At 66.7% G+C, this 23,475-nt stretch carries 21 protein-coding genes; 2 read left to right on the top strand and 19 right to left on the bottom strand.

The window, feature by feature from the left end; translation table 11 throughout:
- Window positions 1-32: 32 nt before the first annotated feature.
- Together ACIP1U_RS00820 and clsB are read right to left on the bottom strand one after the other, a co-directional pair.
- Window positions 33-623, bottom strand: a complete 591-nt coding sequence (locus tag ACIP1U_RS00820) for a TetR/AcrR family transcriptional regulator (RefSeq protein ID WP_209768496.1) — start codon at window positions 621-623, stop codon at window positions 33-35.
- Window positions 624-972: 349 nt separating this feature from the next.
- Complete coding sequence (gene clsB / locus ACIP1U_RS00815; protein ID WP_400310532.1) at window positions 973-2,328, bottom strand: cardiolipin synthase ClsB; 1,356 nt, start codon at window positions 2,326-2,328, stop codon at window positions 973-975.
- A gap of 59 nt (window positions 2,329-2,387) precedes the next feature.
- Between clsB and mobB the strand changes: the two genes are divergently transcribed.
- Window positions 2,388-2,897: a molybdopterin-guanine dinucleotide biosynthesis protein B gene (mobB, locus tag ACIP1U_RS00810; protein WP_400310530.1), complete on the top strand. Its 510-nt coding sequence runs from the start codon at window positions 2,388-2,390 to the stop codon at window positions 2,895-2,897.
- Window positions 2,898-2,966: 69 nt separating this feature from the next.
- Here mobB and ACIP1U_RS00805 read toward each other — a convergent pair whose 3' ends face one another.
- The 17 genes from ACIP1U_RS00805 to ACIP1U_RS00725 form a co-directional block, all read right to left on the bottom strand.
- On the bottom strand, window positions 2,967-3,752 hold the full coding sequence (locus tag ACIP1U_RS00805) for an endonuclease/exonuclease/phosphatase family protein (protein WP_400310527.1): 786 nt from the start codon (window positions 3,750-3,752) through the stop codon (window positions 2,967-2,969).
- Window positions 3,749-4,231: a dihydroneopterin triphosphate diphosphatase gene (gene nudB, locus ACIP1U_RS00800; RefSeq protein WP_400310524.1), complete on the bottom strand. Its 483-nt coding sequence runs from the start codon at window positions 4,229-4,231 to the stop codon at window positions 3,749-3,751. The genes ACIP1U_RS00805 and nudB overlap by 4 nt, the downstream gene beginning before the upstream one ends.
- 89 nt (window positions 4,232-4,320) lie before the next feature.
- On the bottom strand, window positions 4,321-5,235 hold the full coding sequence (locus tag ACIP1U_RS00795) for a hypothetical protein (protein ID WP_400310521.1): 915 nt from the start codon (window positions 5,233-5,235) through the stop codon (window positions 4,321-4,323).
- Between the two features lie 219 nt (window positions 5,236-5,454).
- Window positions 5,455-7,260, bottom strand: coding sequence for an aspartate--tRNA ligase (gene aspS, locus ACIP1U_RS00790; protein WP_400310518.1), 1,806 nt, complete (start codon window positions 7,258-7,260; stop codon window positions 5,455-5,457).
- Window positions 7,261-7,326: 66 nt separating this feature from the next.
- Window positions 7,327-8,034, bottom strand: a complete 708-nt coding sequence (locus ACIP1U_RS00785; protein ID WP_400310515.1) for a DUF502 domain-containing protein — start codon at window positions 8,032-8,034, stop codon at window positions 7,327-7,329.
- 13 nt (window positions 8,035-8,047) lie between these two features.
- On the bottom strand, window positions 8,048-8,395 hold the full coding sequence (locus ACIP1U_RS00780) for an FmdB family zinc ribbon protein (RefSeq protein WP_400310512.1): 348 nt from the start codon (window positions 8,393-8,395) through the stop codon (window positions 8,048-8,050).
- A gap of 194 nt (window positions 8,396-8,589) precedes the next feature.
- On the bottom strand, window positions 8,590-9,498 hold the full coding sequence (locus ACIP1U_RS00775) for a hypothetical protein (RefSeq protein ID WP_400310510.1): 909 nt from the start codon (window positions 9,496-9,498) through the stop codon (window positions 8,590-8,592).
- Between the two features lie 290 nt (window positions 9,499-9,788).
- Window positions 9,789-10,409, bottom strand: coding sequence for a methyltransferase domain-containing protein (locus tag ACIP1U_RS00770; protein ID WP_400310507.1), 621 nt, complete (start codon window positions 10,407-10,409; stop codon window positions 9,789-9,791).
- Between the two features lie 41 nt (window positions 10,410-10,450).
- Window positions 10,451-12,028, bottom strand: coding sequence for a ubiquinone biosynthesis regulatory protein kinase UbiB (gene ubiB / locus ACIP1U_RS00765; RefSeq protein WP_400310504.1), 1,578 nt, complete (start codon window positions 12,026-12,028; stop codon window positions 10,451-10,453).
- A 75-nt stretch (window positions 12,029-12,103) separates the two neighbouring features.
- Window positions 12,104-12,808, bottom strand: a complete 705-nt coding sequence (locus ACIP1U_RS00760) for an SCP2 domain-containing protein (RefSeq protein WP_400310502.1) — start codon at window positions 12,806-12,808, stop codon at window positions 12,104-12,106.
- A gap of 141 nt (window positions 12,809-12,949) precedes the next feature.
- Complete coding sequence (locus tag ACIP1U_RS00755; protein WP_400310500.1) at window positions 12,950-13,921, bottom strand: Tim44 domain-containing protein; 972 nt, start codon at window positions 13,919-13,921, stop codon at window positions 12,950-12,952.
- A gap of 62 nt (window positions 13,922-13,983) precedes the next feature.
- Entirely contained in the window at window positions 13,984-14,715 is a 732-nt protein-coding gene (gene ubiE / locus ACIP1U_RS00750) for a bifunctional demethylmenaquinone methyltransferase/2-methoxy-6-polyprenyl-1,4-benzoquinol methylase UbiE (RefSeq protein WP_400310497.1), read from the bottom strand.
- A gap of 30 nt (window positions 14,716-14,745) precedes the next feature.
- Window positions 14,746-15,171 (bottom strand): gamma-butyrobetaine hydroxylase-like domain-containing protein, encoded by a 426-nt coding sequence (locus ACIP1U_RS00745; RefSeq protein WP_400311710.1) that lies wholly within the window; start codon window positions 15,169-15,171, stop codon window positions 14,746-14,748.
- 92 nt (window positions 15,172-15,263) lie between these two features.
- Window positions 15,264-17,129, bottom strand: a complete 1,866-nt coding sequence (locus tag ACIP1U_RS00740; RefSeq protein WP_400310495.1) for an ABC transporter ATP-binding protein/permease — start codon at window positions 17,127-17,129, stop codon at window positions 15,264-15,266.
- Window positions 17,130-17,261: 132 nt separating this feature from the next.
- Window positions 17,262-17,699, bottom strand: a complete 438-nt coding sequence (locus tag ACIP1U_RS00735) for an HIT family protein (protein ID WP_400310492.1) — start codon at window positions 17,697-17,699, stop codon at window positions 17,262-17,264.
- A 190-nt stretch (window positions 17,700-17,889) separates the two neighbouring features.
- On the bottom strand, window positions 17,890-21,864 hold the full coding sequence (locus ACIP1U_RS00730) for a DUF3683 domain-containing protein (RefSeq protein WP_400310489.1): 3,975 nt from the start codon (window positions 21,862-21,864) through the stop codon (window positions 17,890-17,892).
- A 181-nt stretch (window positions 21,865-22,045) separates the two neighbouring features.
- Entirely contained in the window at window positions 22,046-22,624 is a 579-nt protein-coding gene (locus ACIP1U_RS00725; RefSeq protein WP_400310487.1) for a YqaA family protein, read from the bottom strand.
- Between the two features lie 345 nt (window positions 22,625-22,969).
- Here ACIP1U_RS00725 and ACIP1U_RS00720 point away from each other — a divergent pair, with 345 nt between their 5' ends.
- Window positions 22,970-23,467: a (2Fe-2S)-binding protein gene (locus ACIP1U_RS00720; protein WP_400310484.1), complete on the top strand. Its 498-nt coding sequence runs from the start codon at window positions 22,970-22,972 to the stop codon at window positions 23,465-23,467.
- Window positions 23,468-23,475 lie beyond the last annotated feature (8 nt).

Below are 23,475 nucleotides of genomic sequence, written 5' to 3'. Positions count from 1 at the left end.
CGCTTCTCGCGATCCGGTCCGACCCGACGGCCTCAGGTACGGTAAGACTGAATCAGTTTGTTGAGCGCGACCATGGCAAGCTCGGCACTGTCAGGCAGGCGCAGGAAACGGGCGTCATGATGCAAGCCTAGTTCAAGGCTATACATCTCGAACAGCATCAGGCGCGGATCGCAATCCGCGCGCAGGTGCCCCTCCTCCTTGGCCTGGTTGATGGCGCGATTCAGCGCTGCCCGCCAGATGGTGACGCTCTTGACCAGCTCGTCACGCACCAGGCTGCCGGTGCGGTCGTCATACTCCACGGCGCCGCTGATGTAGATGCACCCAGTCGTCACTTCCTGGATGCGCTTCTCCATCCAGCGCCGCACCATCGACCACAGCCGGGGCAGTCCGCGCGGCTCCTGCAGGGAGGGATAGAAGACCTCCTGCTCGAACCGGCGGTGATACTCCCGCACCACCTCTACCTGCAGGTCTTCGCGCGAACCGAAGTGCGCGAAGACGCCGCTCTTGCTCATCTGCATGCGTTCCGCGAGCAGGCCGATGGTCAGACCTTCAAGCCCGTCGCGGGACGACAGTTCCAGTGCGGCATCCAGAATCGCCACGCGCGTCATCTCACCCTTGCGCATGGGCGCGGGGGAAGCGGCGGCGGATTCGAGACGGGCTGACTGGTGTCGCATGTTATTTCTCCGTTCTGCAAAGGCCCTGCTGCGGCCTGTGCGTATGACCCTGACGTTGCATTTTGTTTGCGGACAGCCGGCGAATTTGCCGCTGCATACCGCGAATGCACGCAGTCTAAGCCAAAAAAGAACGGTCGTTCAGATTATTCTGGCGCAGCAGTCGACCTTCAAGCTTTTAATTAGACCTGTGTTTCTAAACGGGCCGCAATGCAGCATGCCCGTCACGCAAGGCGATGCAACGGGTTGCAAGCCGTGCGTTGCCGCATGGCAGCAAACGCACAGTGTCAACCGTTTCGTTTCAGTAGCGCCCCGTGACGCCGGCGATGATCACGCCAAGCCGCAGCAGCATATATGCGGTCCAGTTCGCCACGCGGTGCAGCGGCGAGCGCCGTGCATGGACTTCCGGCATGACGCGCACGCTGCGGTGCGCAATGGCGCGTTCCAGCGCCGTACGCAGTTCGGCGGCGAAGGCAGCATCATAAACGGCCACGTTGGCTTCGCGCGCGAGCAGCAGGCTGAACGGGTCCATGTTGCTCGAACCCACCGTGGCCCACGCTTCGTCGACCACGCCGACCTTGGCGTGCAGGAAGCTCTCCGCGTACTCGTAGATCTCCACGCCGGCTTCCAGCAAGGAGGCATAAAGCGCGTGCGTGGCGTAGTGCTGCAGCCGGTATTCGACCATGCCCTGCAGCAGCAGCCGCACGCGCACGCCACGCTCGCGGCAGGCCAGCAGCGCACGGCGCATCTTGTGGCCGGGCAGGAAGTAGGCGTTGGCCAGGATCACGTCCTGGCGCGCGGCGCCGAGCGCGCGCAGGTATTCGCGTTCGATGGTGCGGCGGTTGCGCAGGTTGTCGCGCAGCAGCAGCGCGGCACGCACGCCGCCGGTGGGCTCGGCACGTGGTGGCAGGTCGGTCAGCAGCGGGTAGTCCGCCACCGCTGCGGCGCGGCCGCCGCCGTGCGTATCGCGCAGCGCCAGCCGCCACCAGAGCCGTTCGGCGGTCAGCGCGATGCGGTCCACCAGCGGGCCGCTGACCTGCACCGCAAAGTCGTAGCGCGGTCCCAGGTTGGCGCCTTCGAACGGGCCGTGGTTGAGGTCGTCGATGATATTGATGCCGCCGACGAAGGCCACCCGTCCATCGATCACGGCCAGCTTGCGGTGCAGCCGGCGCAGGTGGCGCCGGGCCAGCCGGAAGCCGCGCAGCTTGCGGTAGACCCGCAGCTGCACGCCGCCTGCGCTCAGGCGCTCGGCCATTGCGGCGGGCATGTCGCCGGCGCCGAAGCCGTCGACGGTGACGCGCACCGAGACGCCGCGCGCGGCGGCGCGTACCAGCGCGTCGCTGACGGCGCGGCCGATATCGTCGTCGGCATAGATATAGGTTTCCAGTACCACCTGGAATGCGGCCTGGTCGATCGCTTCGATCAGCGCCGGAAAGAAATCCTGCCCGCTGTGCAGCAAGCGCACGGTGTTGCCGCTGGTCGGCTTGCCGCGGCGCCATGTCCAGCGCAGCATGCGGTGGCGTTGCCCGTCGGTGGTGTGTTCGGCGGTGTGTTCGGCGGTGCCAGCGGCGGTCGCATCCGGCCGCTCGGAGTGGGATATCCGTGACATGCCGAGATTATCGGACAGAATGCTGCCCGGAAGGCGCCGCGTGCACATGTGCGCCGATCTCTGCTATCGTCCTTGCCATCATCGACGCGCCCCCCACGGAACCGATCGTGAAGGTATTCGGCATCACCGGCTCGTCCGGCAGCGGCAAGACCACGCTGCTCGACCAGCTGATCTCCCGTTTTGTCGCTGCTGGCCTGCGCGTGGCCGGCGTCAAGCACACCCACCACGGCTTCGATCCCGACACGCCGGGCAAGGACTCCTGGCGCATGCGCGAGGCTGGCTGCGCCAACGTCGTGCTGGTCGGCGCGCGCCACCTGACGCTGATGCGACATTACCCCGAGGCAGTGCCGTCGCCTGAGTTGAACGATGCGCTGGCGGTGCTGCCGGCCGACACCGACCTGGTGCTGGTGGAGGGCTACAAGCGCAGCGATTTTCCCAAGCTTGAGGTGTTCCGGCCCGGATTGGGGCGTACGCCGCTGTGGGACGAGGTGCCCGGCGTGGTCGCGGTAGCGAGCGACGACGTGGCGGCCACCGCGGCGATGACGTCGTTGCCGGTGCTGGACCTGAACAACGCGGACGCCGTCTTCGCCTTTATCCGCGACTATTCAAGCCGCTGACTGCGGAAGGTGCTTCCCGTCTCCAGCCTTGTGGGAGACGGGAGAAAGCCAGTGTCGTGCAGGACACCCTCAGGCAGCCTTGTCCCGCTGCTCCGCCACCGCCTCCATCGCCTCACCCAGCGGATGCCCCAGCTCCGCCACCAGCGGCACATGATCCGACCGCTGCGCCCAGTCCCGCCCGGTCAGCGCGTGCGCGCGCTCGATCTCGAAGCCACGCACGTAGATCCGGTCAAGCTGCCACCACGGCATATGGCTCGGGAAAGTGTGCAGCCGCGCGCCGCGCGCGTGCGACGCCTCGACCGCATGCAGCGTATTGCAGATCTGCGCATCGAGCCGGTGGTTCCAGTCGTTGAAATCGCCGGCGATCACCAGCGGCACCCCCTCGGGCACCACGTTGCGCACGCGCTCGACCAGCGCCTCGGCCTGGCGGGCGCGGCTGCGGGCGAACAGGCCGAAATGCACGCAGATCAGGTGGGTCTCGATGCCTTTGATGTCCGCCACCGCATGCAGCAGCCCGCGCTGCTCGAAACGATGGTCGGAAATGTCGAGGTTTTCGGACATCAGGATCGGATGGCGCGACAGGATCGCGTTGCCGTGATGGCCGTAGTCATAGACCGCGTTGCGCCCGTAGACCGAATGCGGGTACGCATCGGTCGCCAGGTAATTGAGCTGGGTATGGTCGGGATCGAACAGCGCCGCCGCCACCAGGCGGTCATTGCGGTCCTGCACTTCCTGCAGGAAGACGATGTCCGCATCCATCGCATGCAGGCCGGCCCGCACGTTCTGGATGCGCGGGCGCCGCGACAGGCCGGTCACCCCTTTGTGGATGTTGTAGGTGACCACGCGCAGCTTCATGGCTGCGCTCCGCACAGTGCCTGCTTTCCGGCCGCCCCGGTGGTACGCCAGGCCAGTTGCCGGATGGCCTCGGCGTTGCTGCTGGAAAAGCACTGCCCGGCGGCCTGCTCCCACGGCAGCCACTTATATTGCAGGTGTTCGCGAGGCGCCAGCGTTACCGGCAGCGCTTCATGCACGCGCAGGCCGAACCAGTGCTCGGTATTGCGCGTGACGCCTTCGGCATAGCGGTGCCGCCACTGCGGGTAGATCTCGTACTGGATCGAATGGCCCCAGTCGGCCAGCAGGTGCTCCCCGGCGATGATGCCGGTTTCCTCTGCCACCTCGCGCGCTGCGGTCACTGCCAGGGGTTCGTCCAGGGTATCGAGGCTGCCGGTCACGGACTGCCAGAACCCCGGGCGATCGGCGCGTTCCAGCAGCAAGACTTGAAGATCTGGCGTGTAGATCACGACCAGCACGGATTCCGGAATCTTGTAGGGCATGGGACTGGGCGAAAGGACAAACCCAAGGATAGCGCAGGCGCGCGAGCTTGCCACGCGAAAGCGCTATTCCCCGGTCCGATGGCCCCGCTTCAAGCGGCGTTGCGCGCGGGGGCGTGGGGCGCCAGGTACGGTTCGGGGCCCTGCCCGGTGACCTTATGCTGCCAGGTATCGAACACCTGCGGCGAATCGCCATGGCCCCAGGCGGCACGCAGCTGCTCCATCAGCGGCGCCAGTGACTCGCGGTAGCGCCGGGAGGCAGCATGGGCGCGTTCGGCCAGCACGTCGGCGCTCAGCCGCGCCTGGGCCTGCAGGTGTACGCGCTCCTGTGCGATTTCCTTCTCACGCTGGCCAAGAGCGTTGTACTTCTGGATCAGGAAGCGCTGGTAGTCGCCGCCATCGACGCCCTGCGCAGCCTGCGCATTGACCTGCTCGAAGCGCAGCACAATGCTGCCGGTTTCCTGCTCGATATGCGCCGCCTCGGCGTCCAGCGCCTGCAGCGCTTCCTGGTGGCGCTGGGCATCGCGGCGCAGCGCCTGCACCTGCGCGGCCTCGTCCTCGAACACGCGCTGGGCCGCCAGGTAGGCCTGCACCGCCGGCTGCGGCGCCACCACCAGCAGCGGATCGGCGCCGCCGGCTCGCTGTCCGTCCAGCAGCGCGTCGTCCGCCAGGCGCAGGTTGCCCAGTTCATCGAGCCAGCGCCCGCGCGTCATGACCGCGCCGACGGTGTCCAGCGCCAGCCGGCGCAACGCTTCGGCGCGCTGCATCTCGACCGGCTCGGCCAGCGGCTGCGGCGACGCCGCCTGCACAGCATGGGCGATATCGGGCACGCAGGCTGCCACCGTGGTCGCCACCGATTCGGACATGGCCAGCGCCGCGCGGCGCTGGGCGCGGCGCAGCTCGAAGCGGGCCAGCAGCATCATCACCAGCCCTGCCACCAGCCAGGTCAGGATGGTTTCCTGGTGAGCCAGCAGGAACTGGCGGATCAGTTCGGTATCCAGGTTCATGTTCACGAATTTCCTCCCGAGCGCCGGGAGCCTTCATCGCGGGGGCCCCTCGGCAAATTACGTGTCAAAGAAAGGAGACACGGCCGTCGCGGGCTTCGTTCCGACCAGTAACAAATCGAAACCAAAGCGCTAGTTGGCGGCACCGCGGAACCAGTATTGCGCAAAAAGCAAAAAAGCCGCGCATTGGCGCGGCTTTCTTTACCCGGGAGCTTGAGCAGCTCAGGCGTTCGGCTTCGGCTCGGCAGCGCGCAGGCGGATATGCAGCTCGCGCAGCTGCTTCTCGTCGACCGAGCTCGGGGCCTGGGTCAGCAGGTCCTGGGCGCGCTGGGTCTTGGGGAAGGCGATCACGTCGCGGATCGAGTCGGCGCCGGCCATCATCGTCACGATACGGTCCAGGCCGAAGGCCAGGCCGCCGTGCGGCGGCGCGCCGTACTGGAGCGCGTCCAGCAGGTAGCCGAACTTGGCGCGGGCTTCCTCGTCATTGATGTTGAGTGCGCGGAACACCTTGCTCTGGATCTCCGAACGGAAGATCCGCACCGAGCCGCCGCCCATTTCCCAGCCGTTCAGCACCATGTCGTAGGCCTTGGCCATGCACTTGCCCGGGTCGGTCTCCAGGTATTCCAGGTGCTCGTCCTTGGGGCTGGTGAACGGGTGGTGCATGGCGACCCAGCGGGCGTCTTCCTCGTCGTACTCGAACATCGGGAAGTCCACCACCCACAGCGGCTTCCAGGCGTCCTCGAACAGGCCGTTGGCCTTGCCGAAGTCGGAGTGGCCGATCTTCAGGCGCAGCGCGCCGATCGAGTCGTTGACCACCTTGGCCTTGTCGGCGCCGAAGAAGATGATGTCGCCGTCCTGGGCGCCGGTGCGCTTCAGGATCTCTGCAATGGCGGCGTCGTGCAGGTTCTTGACAATCGGCGATTGCAGGCCGTCGCGGCCCTTGGCCACTTCGTTGACCTTGATCCAGGCCAGGCCCTTGGCGCCGTAAATGCCGACGAACTGGGTGTAGGCGTCGATCTCGCCACGCGAGATGGCACCGCCGGCCGGCACGCGCAGGCCGACCACGCGGCCGTTGTCGCTGTTGGCAGGGCCCGAGAACACCTTGAAGTCGACGTCCTTCATCACCTCGGTCAGCTCGGTGAATTCCAGCTTGACGCGCAGGTCAGGCTTGTCGGAGCCGAAGCGGGCCATGGCCTCGCGGAACTCCATCACCGGGAAGGCGGCCAGGTCGACGTCGATGGCGTTCTTGAACACCGTGCGCATCATGTCCTCGAACAGGTCGCGGATCTCCTGCTCGCTCAGGAACGAGGTCTCGCAGTCGATCTGCGTGAACTCGGGCTGGCGGTCGGCGCGCAGGTCTTCGTCGCGGAAGCACTTGGTGATCTGGTAGTAGCGGTCGAAGCCCGAGACCATCAGCATCTGCTTGAAGATCTGCGGGGACTGCGGCAGCGCGAAGAAGTGGCCCGGGTTCACGCGCGACGGCACCAGGTAGTCGCGTGCGCCTTCAGGCGTGCTCTTGCCCAGCATCGGGGTCTCGATGTCGATAAAGCCCTGGGCATCCAGGTACTTGCGCACTTCCATCGCCACCTTGTAGCGCAGGCGCAGGTTGTACTGCATCTGCGGGCGGCGCAGGTCCAGCACGCGGTGCGTCAGGCGGGTGGTTTCCGACAGGTTGTCGTCGTCGAGCTGGAACGGGGGCGTGACCGACGGGTTCAGCACGGTCAACTCGTGGCACAGTACCTCGATCTTGCCCGAGGTCAGGTTGGCGTTCTCGGTGCCGGCCGGGCGCGGGCGCACCTTGCCGGTGACGCGGATGCAGAACTCATTGCGGATCTCTTCCGCGGCCTTGAACATCTCCGGGCGGTCCGGGTCGCACACCACCTGCACCAGGCCTTCGCGGTCGCGCAGGTCGATGAAGATCACGCCGCCATGGTCGCGGCGGCGCTGGACCCAGCCGGTCAGGGCCACTTCCTGGCCCGAGAATTGTTCGGTCACCAGACCGCAGTAGTGAGTACGCATGGAGGACATAAGGAGATTCCCGGTAAAACGCTGCCGCCCGAAGCAGATCGGGCGGGCTCGTATCTGTTTGAATGCTTAAGGATCGGTCGTCTCGACCGCTTCCCCGCTGCTGGCGCGGCTGGCCGGCGGCCGCTGCGGCGCTGGCCCGCTGTCGCTCTTGCGGGTCAGTTCGGCCGGCGCCACCACGCCCATCGAGACGATGTACTTGAGGGCGGCGTCGACCGTCATGTCGAGTTCGATGGTGTCGGCCTTGGGCATCATCAGGAAGAAGCCCGAAGTCGGATTCGGCGTGGTCGGCACGTAGACGCTGACGTACTCGCCCTGCAGGTGGTTCTGCACATCGCCGCCGGGGCGGCCGGTCAGGAAGGCGATGGTCCACGAGCCCTCGCGCGGATACTGCACCAGCAGCGCCTTGCGGAAAGCATTGCCCGACGACGACAGCAGCGTGTCCGACACCTGCTTGACGCTGGTGTAGATCGGTCCAACCACCGGGATATGGCCCAGCAGCGCTTCCCACCAGCGCACCAGGCGCTGGCCGATGAAGTTATGCGCCAGCAGGCCGACCAGCAGGATAAACAGCAGCGTCAGGATGGCGCCGAGGCCGGTGACGCGCTTGCCGAACATCAGCCGGTCCGGGCGCCAGGTCTCGGGCAGCAGTGCCAGGCTCTGGTCCATCGTACCGATGATCAGGCTGAGCACCCACAGCGTGATGCCCAGCGGCACCAGCACCAGCAGACCGGTCAGGAACCAGGTCTTGAGGGCGGAAGTCTTCTTGGCGACCACGTGGCGATCCGGATCAGTGGCAGGCGCAGGCGCTGCCGCAACCGCCGGCGGCAGGTGCGGCGGCGGCCGTGCTGGCCGAAGAAGATTCGGCGGCGGCAGTGGCAGCGGCCGGGGCGCTGGTCGCTGCCGCGCCGGCAGCCGCACCGCCCGCGGCCGGCGCGCTGGTGCCGCTGCTGCCGCCGCGGAAGTCGGTCACGTACCAGCCCGAGCCCTTGAGCTGGAAGCCGGCCGCGGTCAACTGCTTCTTGAACGAACCGGCGGCGCCGCACGACGGGCAGTCCGTCAGCGCGGCATCGCTCATTTTTTGCAGCACATCGCGCCCGTGGCCGCAGGCGTCGCAACGGTAGGCATAGATCGGCATGGTGTCTTTTCGCGAGAAAACTACGGAAATCGGTATAAAGGCGGGCATCGCCGCCGGTGCCAGGAGCACGGAAACCCGCGCAGGCGGCCCCACAGGCGATGCAAAGCCTTGAATTATAAACCGTTCTGTGGCTGGCTGATGGCCGGAAATGGAGGGCTATCGGAGCCCCGCCTGAGGGTGGCGATCGCGCCGGGTCAGGCGATATGCACTTCCTTGACCGGCGCGTGATCCGCGATCCACTGCGGCAGCAGCGAACCGACCACCATGCCGCCGATCGAGAACAGCAGGCCCACCATCTGCGGCGGCACCACCGCATCGGCGAAGGCGACCTCGCAGGTCAGCCACGAGGTCAGGCCCAGCAGGATCGCGGCCAGTCCGCCCTGGCGGGTGGCGTGCTTCCAGAACATGCCGAAGGCCAGCGGCACGAATGACGACACCAACGTGACCTTGTAGGCATTTTCGACCATATGGAAGATCGACAGGTGCGAGTTCAGCGCGAACAGCGTCACCAGCGTGGTGAACACCAGCACCACGGCCTGCATCACGCGCAGGAACTGCCTGTCGTCGAGATGGCGGAAGTACGGGCGCAGGATGTTCTCGGCAAAGGTCACCGACGGCGCCAGAAGCGTTGCCGAGGCGCAGCTCTTGATCGCCGACAGCAGCGCGCCGTCCGACACGGTATAGAACACCAGCCCCAGCGCCTTGATCTGCGCCGCGACCCAGCCCAGGTACGAGACCACGATGCACAGGGTGGTCAGCACCTCGGCCAGCCGGCCGTAGCGGTTGTGGTAGTAGTCGCCGATCGTCAGCAGGTTCATCCGGTACAGCGGCCGGGCGAAGAACAGGCCCACCAGGATCAGGCACAGCGACGAGCCGAACGGGTCGGACACCACCCCGGACAGCCCTTCCTTGAGGAACACGGCCGGGATGCCCAGCACGGTCTCGGAGCCGAACCAGGTGGCAAAGACGGTGGCGGTGACGATGTGGAACGGCAGGCTGCGCCCGGCGACGGCGAAATCGGTGGTGTTGCGTACGCGCAGCGCCGCCCACAGGCCGATGCCGACCGAGATTACCCAGTAGATGATGACGAACCAGATCAGCATGCCGCTGCCCTATGCAGAAAGTGCCCTTGTGGCGAAAAACCGAATGCCGGGCGGCTTGCGTGATACGTCAGGTGCACACCTGCCCGGAGTCCAATTCATCGGTCGGGGCCGCGTGAGGAGCTTCTTGGCGAGTTCCCGGAGCGGGAGCGCGCGGCAGGGCCTGCGGTCGTAGCCGAATCAAAACGCGGATTATAGCGACGCAGACCAGCGCGGGCGAAAAAAATTCCCGGGTGGGGCAAAAGCGCCACGCGGATGCATCCGGGGCGCCACAAGGCGCCGGAAGCGTACGCTCAGCCGCCCAGCCGTCGCCACACCTGCCAGCGCTCCTGCCCCTGGAACACGGGCAGCGGCGCGGCCGAGGGCCGGTCTTCCAGGCGCTCGAAGGCTGTTCCCAGCAGAGCCGCCAGTTCGGCCTCGGGCATCGCGAACGGCGGACCGCCGCGGTTCTCGCCCAGGTAGAAGTAACCAACCAGCAAGCCGCCCGGCGACAGCAACTCGGCCACGCGCACGGCATACGCGTCACGCATCGCCGGCGGCAGCGCGCACAGGAAGGCACGCTCGTAGACCAGCTGGCACGGCGGCTGGGGCGTGAAGGTGAAGAAATCGGCCTGCCGCACCACCACCCCGGCCGGGCCCAGCGCGCGTTTGGCCGATTCCACCGCCTGCGCCGAAAAATCGATCGCCGTCACCGGCCAGCCCTGCTCGAACAGCCAGGCTGCCTCCCAGCCGTTGCCGCAGCCGGGCACCAGTGTCGGGCACGGCGCGCGGTCAGCGATGAACTGGCGGAATTCCTCCGGCACACCGCCGGCGTCCCAGGGCGTGTAACTCTGCGCGAAACGTTCATCCCAGAACGATGGGTCGGCGGCGTTGCGCGTGCTGAATGCCGGAGCGGGCTTGGGCGCGGCGGTCATGGTCTCCTCGTTTGCCTGCTTGTTTATATAGCCGGTGTCGCCTACCAGTAGGCGCCCCACGCCAGCACGTGCGTGAGCACAATGCCGGCGATAAAACCGCCGACCAGCAGCAGCGCCGTGCCCAGCAGCCGGTTGGTGCGGCGCTGCTCGGCCACCAGCTGCGCCAGCAGCTTGTCCTGCTCGCCGTTGCCGGCCAGCGCGCGCCGCTCCAGGAACTGGTGCGCCAGCCGCGGGAAGTCCGGCAGCATCTTGGCCCACTGCGGCGCTTCCACCTTGACCCGCTCCCAGGCGCCCTTCCAGCCGACCTGCTCGTACATCCAGCGCTCCAGGAACGGCTTGGCGGTCTTCCACAGGTCCAGGTCCGGATCGAGCTGGCGGCCCAGCCCTTCGATATTGAGCAGCGTCTTCTGCAGCAGCACCAGCTGCGGCTGGATCTCGACATTGAAGCGGCGCGAGGTCTGGAACAGGCGCATCAGCACCATGCCCAGCGAGATTTCCTTCAGCGGCTTGTCGAAGTACGGCTCGCAGCAGGCGCGCACCGCGCCTTCCAGCTCTTCCACGCGGGTCTCGGGCGGGACCCAGCCGGATTCCACGTGCAGCAGCGCCACGCGGTGGTAGTCGCGGCGGAAGAAGGCAATGAAGTTCTGCGCCAGGTAGTTCTTGTCGAACTCCGACAGCGCGCCGACGATGCCGAAGTCCAGCGCGATATAGCGGCCGAAGGACTCCGGCTGCACCGACACCAGGATGTTGCCCGGGTGCATGTCGGCATGGAAGAAGCCGTCGCGGAACACCTGGGTGAAGAAGATCTCGACCCCCTCCTCGGCCAGCTGGTGCATGTCGACGCCGGCCGCCTTGAGCGATTCGGTGCGCGAAATCGGGATGCCGTGCATGCGCTCCATCACAAACACCGAGGTGCTGCACCAGTCCCAGAACACCTCGGGCACCAGCAGCAGGCTGGTGTCGGCAAAGTTGCGGCGCAGCTGGCTGGCGTTGGCCGCCTCGATCATCAGGTCGAGCTCGTCGTGCAGGTATTTGTCGAACTCGGCCACCACCTCGCGCGGCTTCAGGCGCTTGCCGTCGGCCCAGAAGCGCTCCAGCCAGGTGGCCATGTCGCGCATCAGCGCCAGGTCGCTGTCGATCACCGGCAGCATGCCCGGGCGCAGCACCTTCACCGCGACCTCGCGGCCGTGGTTGGGGCCGCCCCTGAGCGTGGCGAAGTGGACCTGCGCGATCGAGGCGCTGGCCACCGGCTGGTGCTCGAAGGTCTCGAACAGCTGGGCAATCGGCCGCCCCAGCGAACGCTCGATGATCCTGACCGCCACCGCCGAGTCGAATGGCGGCACCTGGTCCTGCAGCTTGGCCAGCTCGTCGGCAATGTCGGGCGGCATCAGGTCGCGCCGCGTCGACAGGACCTGGCCGAACTTGACGAAGATCGGCCCCAGCGCCGTCAGCGCCCGCCGCAGGCGCTCGCCGCGCGGCATGTCGAGCTTGCGCCCGATGGTGATGACGCGCACCAGGAAACGGATCTTGCGGTTGCTGAAGCCAGACAGCACCAGCTCGTCCAGGCCGTAATAGAGGATGACAAAGAGGATCTTGCCAAGGCGCAGGAGGCGGGTCATTCGGGAGTCTTCTCGGGGCCGGGGCAGGCAGTCAGGGTAGCGGTTGGCATGGGGTGGATACGGGCGGGGCCGAACTCAGCGGTGCGGCGACGGCAGCTGGCCGGGCGCGGCCGGGTTGGCGGCCGGGTTGGCGGCCGGGTTGGCTGAGGCACCGGCGCGCTCGAGCTTTTCCAGCCGCTTCTCCAGCCGGGCCAGGCTGTCGCGCAACTGGCCCACGTCGGCGCCGAAGGCATCCAGCGCGGCGTGGCGCACCAGCGTCGGCTGCTCGTCAAGCAGGTAATCGGTGACATTGTCGACCAGCGCACGGCCGATGCGCGTGGCCTGTTCGTGGACCTGGCGCGCGCTGCCGACCATGCGCTGCGCCACGCTGTCGCTGAGCGGGCCGCCCAGGATGCCGCGCAGGGCGAGGGACAGGTCTTCTTCGGCATCCCAGCGCAGGTTGCGCGCCAGCGCCGACACGGTGTTGGCCAGTTCGGCATCGCCTTCGATGCGCACATGGCGCATGGCCGCGGCCTGGCCGCCTTCGGCAACGTCCGCCGCAACCAGCGGCCACTGCTGCACCGGCACGCGCAGCGTCACCGCGGGGGCCTCGGCTTCCGGGGCCTGCTCGGTGCCACCGTGTTCTGTCACCTTCAGCGACAGGACGAAGGCGGCGGCATCGAAACGGATCACGCGCCCGGCAAATGGCGCGAGCTGGTTGCGGGCCCATGGCTCCTGCTCGAGCAGGTGGTTCAGAGCCGAGATCGCGGGAGTGGCCAGGGCGGAAGGCAGAGTGTTCATGGCAGCGCGGGTTGGCTGGCGGTGAGGCATCCGGCGAGGTTGCAGGCCGGGCGCCCAAAAACAAAAAAGGCCCACGTTTTCACGTGGGCCTCCATTCTAAGCTACTCCCCCGGGCGCATCACTCGCCACGGAGGCGCGGCATCACGACTCCTGCTGGATGCCGGCGAGCAGCCAGCCGCCGGTGCCGGTCGCCGGCTTGGCCAGGTTCCAGACCTCGGCGAACGGCTGCGCTGCCTCGCCGGCCTTCTCGCGGATCATGCCGGAGAAGCGAACGCTGGCGATATGCTGGGCCGGCGTCGACTCGATGCCGAGCAACTGGCCTTCCAGCGTGACCACGTCGGTCTTGTTGACTTCGGCGCCGCGCTCGGACAGGTCCATCTTGATCTCGGCGAACATTTCCGGCGTGGTGAATTCGCGGATGTCGTCGAGATTGCCGGCGTCCCAGGCTGCCTGCAGGCGCACGAAGTGGACCTTGGCGTTGCGCAGGAAGTTTTCGGTATCGAAGTCGGCCGGCACGCCCCACGGCTGCGGGGCTACGGCATCGGTTGCCACCGGTGCTGCCGCCGCGCCCGGCATCACCGGGTTGGAGGCCGGGGTCGCCGTCGGCTGGCGCAGCATCGGCTCGGCGCTGCGGCCCATGCCACCGGCATTGCCGGCACCTGCCGCGCCTGCATACGCCGGCTGCTGGGTGCGCTGGCTGCCACCGCGGAACTTGCGGATCAGCCAGATCACCGCGAAGGCGACGATCGCGATCAGGATCAGATTCGACAGGAAGCTCAGCGCAGCGCCGCCCAGGCCGAAGTGCGACAGCAGCCAGCCGATACCCAGGCCGGCTGCGATGCCGCCCAGGATGCCGCCCCAGTTACGCTTGGGCGCCGCGGCCGCAGCCGCGCCGGCCGCCCCGGCCGTGGCCGGTGCCGCCTGTTGTGCAGGTTGCTGCGCTTGCTGCGTGGGCGAGGTGGGCTGCGTCTGCTGGCGCTGCGTCACCGATTCAGACTGCTTGCCAACGCTGCGCGAGCTGCCCATGCGCTTGGCCTCGGCGTCCAACGCCATCCCGAAGGCTAGCGCGGTGACCAGCGACCCCATCAGGAATTTTCCACGAATTGACGACATATGCTGTTATCCCCTGTCAGTTTCACCCCATCTTAGGGTGAGCATGGCGATTTCAAGTGTTCTTAATACTTCCGCCCGACGTGGAGCGCCACCACTCCGGCCGTCAGATTGAAGTATTCGACATTCTCCAGGCCCGCATGTTCCATTAAGCGTACAAGTGAAACCTGGTCTGGATGCATTCTGATCGATTCCGCGAGATAGCGATAGCTGGGGGCATCCCCTGCCACGCGCTCGCCCAACCAGGGTAGTACCTTGAAAGAATAGACGTCGTACGCCTTCTCCAGGGGTTTCCACACCTTGGAGAACTCCAGCACCATGACCTTGCCGCCCGGCTTGACCACGCGGTGCATCTCGGCCAGCGCGGCCTCCTTGTGCGTCATGTTGCGCAGGCCGAAGGCCACCGTGACCAGGTCGAAGTAGTTATCGGGGAACGGGATCTTCTCGGCGTCGCACAGGGCCACCGGCGTGACGATGCCCTTGTCCAGCAGCCGGTCGCGGCCGACGCGCAGCATCGACTCGTTGATGTCGGTCAGCCAGACCTGGCCAGTCGGGCCGGCCTGCTTCGCGAACGCCTTGGCCAGGTCACCGGTGCCGCCGGCGATGTCCAGCACCTTGTGGCCGGGCCGCACATTGGCCTGGGCGATGGTGAACATCTTCCACAGCCGGTGCATGCCCCCCGACATCAGGTCGTTCATCACGTCGTACTTGCTCGCCACCGAATGGAACACGCCGGCGACCTTGCCGGCCTTTTCCATTTCGTCGACTTTCTCAAACCCGAAGTGGGTTTCACTCATTTCTCAGACTCCAGGGTTGTCGGGGGCGGCTCAATGGTGGTGGCCGCAACCGTGGCCGCCGGCCGCGCCGGCGCCAGGCATGGGGGTATCGCGATCGACGCCGGCGGCTTCCAGCCGCTCCAGGTAGTCCTGCCACAGCGCGTCCTGCTGGTCGCCCAGCCGGTACAGCAATTCCCACGAATAGATGCCGGTGTCGTGGCCGTCACTGAAGCGGATCAGGATGGCGTAGTTGCCCACCGGCTCGACGGCGCTGATGCCAACGTCGCGCTTGCCGGTCTGCAGGATCTCCTGCCCGGGGCCGTGGCCCTGCACTTCCGCCGAAGGCGAATACACGCGCAGCAGCTCGAACGGCAGCCGGAAGCTGCGGCCGTTGTCGAAGCCGACCTCCAGCACGCGCGATTGCGTGTGGACGGTCAGCGCGGTGGGATGGGGAGTGTCTTTTTCCAGGCCAGCCATGATGATCGCGGCCCGCTTCACGGGCGCTCTGTAGGGGAATCCGGCGCAGCGGCATGCGCGAGGCGGCGCCCCAGGCGCCGCCTCGCGCCGCATCACGCTTCGCTTACGACCCGATAGCTTACCCCAGGCTCGCCGGCTTGCGCAGCCCGCGCGGCCTCCGCATCCTGCGGCACGTAGCGCAGGCGCCGGCCATGGAAGGCCGCCACCGTGCTGCGGTGCGCAATGCTGATGATGGCCGCGTCCGGCAGCGCCTCGACCATCAGCCGGTACATCGCGCCTTCGGTGTCCTCGTCGAGGGCGCTGGTGGCTTCGTCCAGGAACAGGTAATCGGGCTTCTGCAGCAGCGCGCGCGCGAACGCCAGCCGCTGCTGCTCGCCAGGCGACAGCCGCAGCGACCAGTTGTCGAACACGTCGAGCTGGTCGGTCAGCGCCGCCAGCCGCGCCTGGCGCAGCGCCGCCTGCAGGGATTCCGAGCTGTGCTCGGTGCCGGCGTCCGGGTAGGCCAGCGCGTCGGCAAGGGTGCCGATCGGCAGGTAGCTGCGCTGCGGCAGGAACAGCATGCGCTTGCCCTCCGGCATGGTCACGGTGCCGCTGCCATACGGCCAGATGCCGGCGAGCGCGCGGAACAGCACGCTCTTGCCGCAGCCGGACGGGCCGCTGACCAGCCAGCGCTCGCCCGGCGCGACCGACAGCGAGAACGGCGCCACCAGCTGGCGCTGGCCGATCGCGCTGCCGCGCGCGGCGCGCACCGGCAGCGCCAGCGCGAGGCCGTCGATCACGATGCCTTCCTGCGGCTTGCCGGTATGCTCGACCTCGACGTCGCGCGTGCCGCCGGGGGCCAGGTCCTGGCGTTCGGCCACGCGGATCGCTTCCTGGAAATCGATCAGGCGGTTGGCCGCGGCCTTCCAGCCCACCAGCGTGGCATAGCTGTCGACGAACCACGACAGCGCTCCCTGCACCTGCCCGAACGCGGAACTGGTCTGCATCAGCCCGCCCAGCGTCATCTTGCCGGCGAAGTAGCGTGGCGCCGCCACCAGGATCGGGAAGATGATGGCGAACTGCGCATAGCCGGAGCTGACGAAGGTCAGCCGCCGCGTATAGCGCATCAGCTGGTTCCAGTTGGCGCGGATGCGGTCAAAGCGCGCGCGCAGGCCGGCCTGCTCGGTCGCCTCGCCGCGGTACAGCGCCACCGGCTCGCTGTTCTCGCGCAGGCGCACCAGCGTGAAACGGAAATCCGCTTCGTACTGTTCCTGCTGGAAGTTCAGCCCGATCAGCGGGCGCCCTACCAGATGCGCCACCAGCGAGCCGATCACCGCATAGCCGGCCGCGAACCAGACCATGTAGCCGGGGATGGTCCATTCCTTGCCGCCCAGCGCAAAGCTGATCGGCCCCGACACCGCCCACAAGATGCCGACGAAGGACAGCAGCGTCACCACGGAATTGAGCAGCCCCAGCGACAGCGACAGCGCGCCGTCGGTAAACAGGCGCAGGTCGTCGGCGATCCGCTGGTCGGGGTTGTCGGTGGTATGGGTCTGCTCGATGCGGTAGTAGGCCTGGTGCCCGAGCCAATGGCCCATGAAACGGCCGGTCATCCAGGTACGCCAGCGCATCTGCAGCATCATGGTGTAGTACTGGCGCGAGATCGCCGCCACGATGAAGAACGCCGCGATCCACGAGAAACGCAGCAGCAGCACCTTGAACGAGGCGTAGTCGCGCTGCTCCAGCGCGTTGTAGAACACGCGGTTCCACTCGTTGAGCAGCACGTTGATATAGACGATGCCCAGGTTGAGCACCACCACCAGCGCCAGCAGGCCGAGGCCGGCGACGCGGTCGTCGGATTTCCAGTAGGGCTTGATCAGCGCCCAGGTCGCGGCCATGCGCAGCCGGCTCTGGATCTTGAGGGCCTTGGCAGGAACGGCCGGGCCCGGTACGGTGACGGAAGTCGGGGTCGAGGACATAGCGGCAGCTTTCTGGCCCGCCAGCGGAATGCGTGGCCGGGCTTGTTGTTCTCGTGCCGCGGCGCGCGGGCGCGACCGCGGCGGCAACAGGATTCAGACGGTTGCGGGCCGGCGCGGGTTCCGCGCCCGGCTTCAGGCGTCGTCAGCTTCGATCAGCGAAAGTGCCGTACGCAGCGCCGGCAGCCGGCTGGCCAGCTCCTGCACGCGCACGCTGTCCGCCGCGCGCTGCGGCGCCGCCCAGATCGCCTCGGGGAAATGCGTGTCCCAGCGGTAGCGCGGGATGATGTGCCAGTGCAGGTGCGGCACCATGTTGCCGAACGCCGCCAGGTTGACCTTGTCGGGCGCCATCACCTCGCGCACCACGCGCTCCACGCGCGCCACCAGCCGCATCAGCCAGGCCTGGTCGGCCTCGTCCAGGTCGGTGAGCTCGGCCACGTGGTCGTTCCAGACGATGCGGCAGAAACCGGGAAAGCGGTCATGCTCGACCAGGATCAGGCGGGCGCGGTCGCCCATCCAGACCAGTTCGCCGCCGTCGGTTTCGCAGAGGGGGCAGTTGGGGCTCTTGATCATGCGGCGCGCTACCTTTCACGCTGAGTGTTGTCTCCCCTCTCCCGCCTGCGGGAGAGGGGTTGGGGGAGAGGGCGGGAGCATCCACAAAGTGACTGCCGTCGCCATGCGATGCGCCGGCCCTCTCCCCCGCCCCTCTCCCGCTCGCGGGAGAGGGGAGAAAACCGGTGGCAAAAGCCAGCGCCGTCAGGCTTTACACCAGCACCCGCTCGATCCCACCCGCATTGGCCTTCTCCACGTACTCAGGCATCCAGTTCTCTCCCAGCAGGTGCTTGGCCATCTCGATCACGATGTAGTCCGCCTGCACCGATGCATCTTCCTTGTAGCGCGACAGACCCTGCAGGCACGACGGGCAGCTGGTCAGGATCTTGACGTCGCCGGTGAAACCGTCGGCGCGCAACTTGTCGGCGCCCTTGGTCATTTCCTCTTCCTTGCGGAAGCGGACCTGCGTCGAGATATCCGGACGCGTCACCGCCAGCGTGCCCGACTCGCCGCAGCAGCGCTCGTTCTTCTCGATCTTGCCCAGCCCCGTGTTGCCGCCCATCAGGTCGTTGACCAGCTTGGTCGGATCCATGGTCTTGATCGGCGTATGGCAGGGATCGTGGTACATGTAGCGCGTACCGGTCACGCCCTCCAGCTTGACGCCCTTCTCCAGCAGGTACTCGTGGATGTCGATGATGCGGCAGCCGGGGAAGATCTTCTCGAATTCATACCCGGCGAGCTGGTCGTAGCAGGTGCCGCAGCTGACCACCACGGTCTTGATGTCGAGGTAGTTCAGCGTATTGGCCACGCGGTGGAACAGCACGCGGTTGTCGGTGACGATCTTCTCTGCCTTGTCGTACTGGCCGCTGCCGCGCTGCGGATAGCCACAGCACAGGTAGCCCGGCGGCAGCACGGTCTGCACGCCGACGTGCCACAGCATCGCCTGCGTGGCCAGGCCCACTTGCGAGAACAGCCGCTCCGAGCCACAGCCCGGGAAGTAGAACACCGCTTCCGATTCCGGCGTGGTCGCCTTCGGGTCGCGGATGATCGGCACGATCTCGTTGTCTTCGATGTCGAGCAGCGCGCGCGCCGTCTTCTTGGGCAGGTTGCCCGGCATCTTCTTGTTGATGAAGTGGATCACCTGCTCGCGCACCGGCGGCTTGCCCACGGTGGCGGGCGGATGCGCGGTCTGCTTCTTCGCCAGCTTCTTCAGCACCTCGTTGCCCAGGCGCTGCGCCTTGTAGCCCCAGTCGATCATGACCTTGCGGGTCAGGTTGATGGTCTCGGGGTTGGTGGCGTTGAGGAAGAACATCGACGCCGCGGTGCCGGGGTTGAACTTCTTCTGCCCCATCTTGCGAACCACGATGCGCATGAACAACGAAACGTCGCCGAAGTCGATCTTGACCGGGCACGGCGTCACGCACTTGTGGCAGACGGTGCAGTGGTCGGCCACGTCGGAGAACTCGTCCCAGTGCTTGACCGAGATGCCGCGGCGGGTCTGCTCTTCGTACAGGAAGGCCTCGACCAGCAGCGAGGTCGCCAGGATCTTGTTGCGCGGGCTGTACAGCAGGTTGGCGCGCGGCACGTGCGTGGCGCACACCGGCTTGCACTTGCCGCAGCGCAGGCAGTCCTTGACGCTCTCGGCAATGGCGCCGATATCGCTCTGCTGCATGATCAGCGACTCATGCCCCATCAGGCCGAACGACGGCGTGTAGGCATTGCGCAGGTCGGCGCCAGGCAACAGCTTGCCCTTGTTGAAGCGGCCCTGCGGGTCGACCTTGGCCTTGTAGGCGCGGAAGTCGCCGATTTCTTCCTCGGTCAGGAACTCCAGCTTGGTGATGCCGATGCCGTGCTCGCCCGAGATCACGCCGTCCAGCGAACGCGCCAGGTCCATGATGCGGGCCACCGCGCGGTGCGCGTCCTGCAGCATGTCGTAGTCGTCGGAGTTGACCGGGATGTTGGTGTGCACGTTGCCGTCGCCGGCGTGCATGTGCAGCGCCACGAAGACGCGGCCGCGCAGCACCTGCTTGTGGATCTTCTGGGCTTCGTCCAGGATCGGCTTGAACTCGCCGCCGTTGAAGATCTTGCGCAGCTCGGCGCGGATTTCGTTCTTCCACGACACGCGGATGGTGCGGTCCTGCAGCAGGTGGAACACGTTGGCGTCCGGCTGCTGCTGCAGCCGCGCCTCGAATTCCTGCCCCAGCAGCCCCAGCCCGTGCCCGATCAGCGAGGCCTTGGCCCGCACCAGCGGTGTATCCAGGTGGTCTTGCAGGTAGCGCCAGCGCGCGCGGATTTCGCGCAGCAGCGTCAACGCGTGCTGGACGCGATCTTCCAGCAGCTCGGCGCTGGGGATTTCGTTGGCGTCGTCGCTGCGGCCCAGCGGCAGGTTGCCGCGCGCGAAGAACGCTTCCAGCGCGTCGACCAGCTGCAGCTTGCTCTTGATCGACAACTCGATATTGATGCGCTCGATGCCGTCGGTGTACTCGCCCATCCGGTTGAGCGGGATCACCACATCTTCGTTGATCTTGAAGGCGTTGGTGTGCTTCGCGATCGCGGCGGTGCGCGAGCGGTCGAGCCAGAACTTCTTGCGGGCCTCGGGGCTGACGGCGATAAAGCCTTCGCCACTCTTGCCGTTGGCCATGCGGATCACTTCCGAGGTGGCGCGCGCCACGGCGTCTTCATCGTCGCCGACGATATCGCCGATCAGCACCATCTTCGGGAAGGCGTTGCGCTTGCTCTTGGTGGCATAGCCGACCGCGCGCAGGTAGCGCTCGTCCAGGTGCTCCAGGCCGGCCAGGATGGCGCCGCCGGGCTTCCTGGTCTCGGCATCGAGGAAGTCCTTGATCTCGACGATGCTGGGGATGGCGTCGCGCGCCTGGCCGAAGAACTCCAGGCACACGGTGCGGATGAACTTCGGCATGCGGTGCAGGATCCAGCGCGCGCTGGTGATGATGCCGTCGCAGCCTTCCTTCTGCACGCCGGGCAGGCCGGCCAGGAACTTGTCGGTGACGTCCTTGCCCAGGCCTTCCTTGCGGAACTTGCGGCCTTCGATCGCGAGCGTCTCGGTGCGCAGCACCTTCTCGCCCGGAGCGCGGTTGCCGTCCGACCACTTCAGTTCGAAGGTGGCGACCGGCACGTCGTGGATCTTGCCCAGGTTGTGGTCCATCCGGCTGACTTCCAGCCAGTTGCCTTCCGGGTCCACCATGCGCCACCAGGCCAGGTTGTCCAGCGCGGTGCCCCACAGCACGGCCTTCTTGCCGCCGGCGTTCATGGCGACATTGCCGCCGATGCACGACGCGTCGATCGAAGTCGGGTCTACTGCGAACACCAGGCCAGCCTTGTCGGCTGCATCGGCCACGCGGCGCGTTACCACGCCGGCTCCGGAGAAGATCGTCGCGACCTTGTGCGACACGCCCGGCAGGTCAGTCTGCTCGACCGGCCCCAGCTGTTCCAGCTTCTCGGTATTGATCACCGCGCTCATCGGCGTCAGCGGTACGGCGCCGCCGGTATAGCCGGTGCCGCCCCCGCGCGGGATGATGGTCAGGCCGAGTTCGAAGCAGCCCTTGACCAGGCCGGCGATCTCTTCCTCGGTATCCGGCGTCAGCACCACGAACGGATATTCCACGCGCCAGTCGGTGGCGTCGGTCACGTGCGACACGCGCGACAGGCCATCGAACTTGATGTTGTCCTTCTGCGTGACGCGGCCCAGTACGCGCTGCGCGCGCTTGCGCAGGTCGTAGGCGGCGGCGAACTCGTTCTTGAAGTCTTCGATCGCCTGCTTGGCAAAGGCGACCAATTGCTCCACGCGGTGCGAACGATCCTCGGCGGCGGGCTCGGCGTGCTCGGCACGGTCGGCGGCGCGGCGCTTCTCGATCTCGTTCAGGCGGTGGTGCAGCGCGCTGACCAGCATCTGGCGGCGCTTGGGATTTTCCAGCAGATCGTCCTGCAGGTAGGGATTGCGGCGAACCACCCAGATATCGCCCAGCACCTCGTACAGCATGCGCGCGGAGCGGCCGGTGCGGCGCTCGCTGCGCAACTCGTCCAGGATGCGCCAGGCCTCTTCGCCCAGCAGGCGGATGACAATCTCGCGGTCCGAGAAGGACGTGTAGTTATAGGGAATTTCACGCAGGCGCGGCGGGGCGTCCTGCGCGGCGAGCTTGGCGTCGAGCACGAGTGGGGCGTTCATTGGGGGGACCGCTTCCTGCTGCGCACGGGGACAGTGCGCGAATCGTTCATTAAAGGGCGATTGTACTGCAAGGCCCGGTTTCGCCGCACTGCAGCAAAGCGGAATCCTTGTCGGAACAAGGGATTAGGTGTGACCAGGCGGTGGCGACATCACGCTGAATGCGCCTTATGAGGCGCTTATATCAAAAGAATGACTTGACCGTTTGCGCAATGTTCTGCCAAAAAGTGTCCGGGATCCATAACAGGCTGGCAGTCATCACCAGGTAGCGCAGGAACTTGCCGACCGCCATCCAGGCCAGGCTGGGCCAGAACGACAGCCGCAGCCATCCAGCCAGCGTGCACAAAGGATCACCAATCCCCGGCAGCCATGAGAGCAGCAGCGTGGGCGGCCCCAGCCGGCGCATCCAGCGGAAATACTTGGCGTCCAGCTTGGGCTTGGGCGGCTTGCGCGCGTGCGCGCGGTGCTGTTCGTGTTCCAGCTCGTGCTCGCGCGCCCGGCGCCGCAGGTGATAGCGCACCAGCGCCAGCTTGGCCGCATAGCCCAGCCACCAGTCGATCGCGCCGCCGACGGTATTGCCGGCGGTGGCCACCAGGATCGCCGGCCAGAACATCTCGGGATTGAGCTTGACGTAGCCGAACACGGCCGGCTCCGAGCCCAGCGGCAGCAGCGTGGCCGACACCAGGCTGACCACGAAGATCGCGGGCAGGCCCACATTGGGCAAGGCGACGGTTTGAAACAGCCAGTCGAAGAAGGCTTCCATGTCGGGGCAGGCGGAGGGGCCGGGCCATTCTAGCAGCGGCCCCTCCGAGGGCGCCCTACCCCGGTTGGGGCGCGGGCAAACCTCATGGCACCTGTCAGGGATTTGTGATTAACTGTTAGAGCCTGTCGCGGCCAAACGTTCGCCGGCCGTGCCAATGCGCCGGCCCCAGCGTTCGCTGGCGCACCTGGAGCAGTTGCAGCAGCAGCACCAATATCACGAATTAGCCGTCCTATAGCCGTCCTGAGCGGCAATACCAAGCGGCAGTACCGCGTCGTGGCCAGTCCCGCGCAGTTGCTTCGGGATTTGGGAATTGGTCATGCGCGTCCACCCCACATGGAGACAAGCATGGCGATTCCGATCCGCCTGACGGTCAACGGCAAGCCCGTTGACGCGCAGGTAGAACCCAACACCCTCCTGGTCCAGTTCCTGCGCGAACAGCTGCGCCTGACCGGCACCCACGTCGGCTGCGACACCGCGCAATGCGGCGCCTGCACGGTCCACCTGGATGGCCGGGCGGTCAAGTCGTGCAACATCCTGGCGCTGCAGGCGGACGGCGCCACCGTGACCACCATCGAAGGGCTGGCCGGCGACCGGGTCGGCAACGGGCTGCACCCGATGCAGGAGGCATTCCGCGAATGCCACGGGCTGCAATGCGGCTTCTGCACGCCGGGCATGGTGATGAGCGCGACCGCGCTGGTCCAGCAGCATCCCGACGCCGACGCCGCCACCATCCGCGCCCACCTGGAAGGCAACCTGTGCCGCTGCACGGGCTACCACAACATCGTGCGGGCGGTGCAGCAGGGCCAGGCGGCCATGCAGGGCACCGCCGCCAGCGCTGAATAAGGGGGACC

It is taken from the genome of Cupriavidus sp. NPDC089707 (assembly GCF_044748965.1).
Classification (GTDB): Bacteria; Pseudomonadota; Gammaproteobacteria; order Burkholderiales; family Burkholderiaceae; genus Cupriavidus.
This window is presented reverse-complemented; position numbering and strand designations above follow the sequence as displayed.